The sequence below is a fragment of the Elusimicrobiaceae bacterium genome, from assembly GCA_028700325.1.
Taxonomy (GTDB): Bacteria; Elusimicrobiota; Elusimicrobia; order Elusimicrobiales; family Elusimicrobiaceae; genus JAQVSV01.
This window is the reverse complement of sequence record JAQVSV010000117.1, coordinates 1-3,927: the sequence shown is the minus strand read 5'-3', so window position 1 is coordinate 3,927 and position 3,927 is coordinate 1. Positions and strand designations below refer to the sequence as shown.

Below are 3,927 nucleotides of genomic sequence, written 5' to 3'. Positions count from 1 at the left end.
GCAGTCCATATCCGCGCTGTAGTTGAACATATCAAGGGTCATTCCGCCGGGCGGACGAGCGTTTATTTCCATGGCGCTCAACCCCCCGTCCTCACGCCGGAAAAACTCGAAGTGGAAAAAACCGTTCGTGATACCGAACCCTTCAAGCAGTTTCAGGCCCGCCCGGCAAATATCAGGCGGCACCTCGCGCACACAGTAATAAAACACGTCCTGCTGTCCGTGCAGGGCATCCATCGGTGCCTGCTGGTAGACGTGTGAGGTATAAAACACCGGCTCGCCGGACGCGCCGGCCAGCCCGTCAAACGTTACAATGCCGCCCCGCACAAACTCTTCTATAATGTATTCCCTGCCGCTGCGGAACCCGTGAAAATCGCGGATCTCGCCAGCGGTGTTCAATTTGTGAGTATCATCAGCGCCGACTCCGGCGTCAGGCTTGATGATAACCGGATAGCCAACCCGCCCGGCAAACGCCAGCGCCGACTCCACCGAGCGCGCTATTTCCCACCGCGCCGAATCAATACCCGCCGCCGCGAAAACTTCCTTCATCAGCGATTTCCGGCGCACCTGCAAAATACCGTCCGAGCCGCAGCCCGCAATCTTGAAATCGGTGCGCAGGCGGGCTTCCGTTTCCAGCCATGCTTCGTTGAGCGATTCAACCCGGGCCACCGGCCCGAACCGGTATTCAAGATAGGCGAACGCGTCGCGCACGTCATTGTAATTGTAAAGGGAGTCCACCTGGCAGTACCAGTCAAGCGCGGCCCTGAGCTCGGGCGGCAGGACGGAGAAATCGCAGTCGCCTATCCCGCAGACCCGCGCGCCCTCTTCTTTAAGGCGAAGACAGAAATTGCCGTAGTTAGGCGGAAAATTGGGCGACAGAAACACAATGCACATCGGGGCCTCCGTGTACGGTTACTGCCAGATGTTTTTTGCCCGCTCGTCAAGCGGGGAAACCTGCTTCGACGGCATATCCACAAGCCAGGTCCCGCAGGGGTACATGCGCCGATCCAGCTTGTCGGGAGATTTGCCCATATCGGCGTAAAAATTGCAGAACAGCCGGTATTTGGTTTCGGACTCGGCCTTCACCGTCCAGCCTACCTTGCCCGCCTTGTAAAGCAGACCGTTCTGCACGGCGGTTTTGGCGGCGTTGTCAAACTCCAGCTTTACCAGCGGCTCAATGCGCTTTTGCGCGAATTTCACCACCGCAGATTTGGAGTATCCGGGTTTTACATCATCCGCCGGGGCGGGAGGGGCCGGTATGCTCTGCGTGGCGGTCGGCGGCGCCGTGTTTTTCCCGGAATTGGAAACAATCTGTGAAACGGGCCGGAATCCGCTGGTCTTTTGCGCGTTTTTCGCGGAAACTGGATCCTGCACTCCGGATTCCTCAACCAGCTTCTCCATATTCTCGAAAACAGAACCTTTTTTCCTGAAAAGCGGTTTCAGTTTAGGAATGGAATCGGGATCCACCGGGCTGGCTTTCGATATCGGAACGTCCGAGCTTGAATGTTTGCGCTTTGTGAAATAGTCTTCTTTCACGTCAGGTTCTGCGGCAGGGGTATCGTCTTCCCCGGCATAGCCGCCTTCATAGCTTTCGGCATCGTCGGATCCCTCCACGTCATTGACGGCCTGTCTGCCGCCCATAACCCTGGTGGCGTGCAGCACAACCGTGCCGTCCCGCGCGATCACCGAAGGCTGCACCCGCGCCGACACCAAACCCGTAAGCATCGGGCGCGACACCTCCACCGTCACCAGCGCCGGATCATAGACCGGCGCGGAACCGTAAGCCGCCAGTTCGCGTTCCGCGCCTTTGTTGAAATCAATCACAAAAGCGGTTGGCTCGTTGGAATAAACCCAGCAGCAGCTTTCCACGCAGAAATTACCTTCCCGCACACGTTTCAAAGCCGACGCGGGCACCGTTTTGATATTAAACCGCACACAATAATCATTGCCCGTTTCGTGCATCACTTCAAGCCACGGCAGAGTGGTCCCGCGCGACATGGCGGCACAACCTCCGCATAAAAACGGATAAACTGACGCGGCAACTGAAAAGATAAACTTCTTCATTTATGTATATATTAACACCATTCAGCAATTTACGCCAGTGGCTTTTCAAGCCCCAGCAACAGCCGCGCGGCAAGGTTCGCCTGCATGCCGGCCGCAATCAGTACCCGCGCGGCCATAAGCCCTGCGCCCGGACAAACGCCGCTTTCCAGATCTCCTACTATATAAAGGTTCTTTCCCGCGCGTGTCGTTTTCATTTCGCCAGCCGGGCCGCACCCGGCGATGCCCGAAACCATTATAACCGGCACGGAGGGATAGACTTTCGCAAACGCCACGACCGCTCTCGTTTTTTCCTCGGGCAAATCGAGCGCCTCAATAAAAACATCCACGCCCGCAAAAATACGCGCCGTGTTGCCGGAATCAAGCCGCCTGCGGACGGTTTTAACTTTTACATAGGGATTGGCCTGTTCAATATTATGAGCCAGAGCGGAAACTTTAGGCATCCCCAGCTGGCTGACACAGTAGCTCTGACGGTTGAGATTGGACGGCTCCACCACGTCGTAATCGGCTAGCACCAGCTTTCCCACTCCCATTCTGGCAAGGCTCATGGCGGCATGCGAACCGATCCCGCCCGCGCCCGCTATGCCCACGGCGCATTTTTTAAGTTTGGCGTACACTCCTGCGCCGTGCCGGGCCGCCAGCATCGTTTCGAATTCGCGCGCCGGCGGCGTGGCGCCGCGGGTTATAAGAACCAGGCGGTCGCCTTCGGAGAGCATCTGATCACGCGCGGAGCGCAGCGGCACGCCGTTGAGAATAACGAGGTCCGCTCCTGGACGGAACCGCGCCCTTGCCGCCTCCGCCGTTATGCCGGCTTGAAGCGTGACGGTTTTTTCGTTCACGGTTATTTTCATCTAACCGCCGCCGACGGGCGCGAACAGCCGCACGATGTCGCCGTCGGAAATCCTGCGTTTTCCTATGGCGGACGCGTTGAGCATTTCACCATTGTGAATGAAAATGAAATGGGTTTTGATTTTGCCGTTCCGGTAAAGCTCTTCGGCAAATTCCGCCGGCAGCCGCGCCGCCGCATCCTGCAGCGCCGCTTTCACGGTGCCGCCGGACACGCTGATGCTGTCGGTTCCGGCTTTGAGCCGTATCGTGCCCTGAAACTGAAGTATTATTGATGCCATAACCCCTCTCCCTCATTATCCCCTGTTCCGCCCGGCCCGGTTTTCATGGCCCGCAATGCGGCCTGCCCGTCCAGCGCAAGCTGCTGTACGGGATTGAGTTCCAGCGCCCTGCGATACATTTCTCCGGCTCGCGCGTATGCGCCGGTATTGAAATAAATATCGCCCGTTCTCGCGTATGCTTCGGACGCGCCCTGCGGCGCGGAGCGCCGCCTTGCGCGGTCGAGCAGTTCAAGCGCGCCGGCGGTATCGCCTTTGCGCGCTTCGATATAGGAAAGCTCCAGCAGCAGCCACGGGGAATCCGGCCTGTACCGGTACACCTGCCGTAAAATTTTTTCGGCGGTAACGGGGTCGCCGCGGGCATTCAGTTCCGCGGCGGTCAGGATATACACGTCAAGCACGTCCGCGCTTTTGTTCGAAAACAGCGGCGTGGGCCCGGCGGCGGCAAGCGCTTTGTCAAACACATAAAGAATATATTTTTCCTGCTCCGTGCCGCGCAGCGAGAGGCCAAACCACTTACAACAAGGATCAATACCTCCCGGATGTGGTCCAGGACGAAGCGGGGATCAAGCAGCATGCCGACCGACGCAAAGAACAACAGCCCGAAAAGGTCACGCAGGGGTATTATGTCGCCAAGTGCCTGATGTCCGTGGTCTGATTCACTGAGAACCAGTCCTGCCGCAAACGCGCCCAGCGCAAACGAAAGCCCTATGAGATACGTGACAAAGCCGACACCAAGCGCAAT

5 protein-coding genes are annotated in these 3,927 nt (G+C 57.9%); all 5 read right to left on the bottom strand.

What is annotated here, in order from left to right; translation table 11 throughout:
* On the bottom strand, window positions 1-891 hold an 891-nt coding region (locus PHW69_09940), incomplete at its 3' end, for an ATP-grasp domain-containing protein (GenBank protein ID MDD4005503.1).
* A gap of 18 nt (window positions 892-909) precedes the next feature.
* Entirely contained in the window at window positions 910-2,061 is a 1,152-nt protein-coding gene (locus PHW69_09935) for a hypothetical protein (protein ID MDD4005502.1), read from the bottom strand.
* Between the two features lie 29 nt (window positions 2,062-2,090).
* Entirely contained in the window at window positions 2,091-2,909 is an 819-nt protein-coding gene (gene thiF / locus PHW69_09930; GenBank protein MDD4005501.1) for a sulfur carrier protein ThiS adenylyltransferase ThiF, read from the bottom strand.
* On the bottom strand, window positions 2,910-3,185 hold the full coding sequence (locus PHW69_09925; protein MDD4005500.1) for a MoaD/ThiS family protein: 276 nt from the start codon (window positions 3,183-3,185) through the stop codon (window positions 2,910-2,912).
* Complete coding sequence (locus tag PHW69_09920; GenBank protein MDD4005499.1) at window positions 3,173-3,646, bottom strand: tetratricopeptide repeat protein; 474 nt, start codon at window positions 3,644-3,646, stop codon at window positions 3,173-3,175. The genes PHW69_09925 and PHW69_09920 overlap by 13 nt, the downstream gene beginning before the upstream one ends.
* Between the last annotated feature and the right edge of the window lie 281 nt (window positions 3,647-3,927).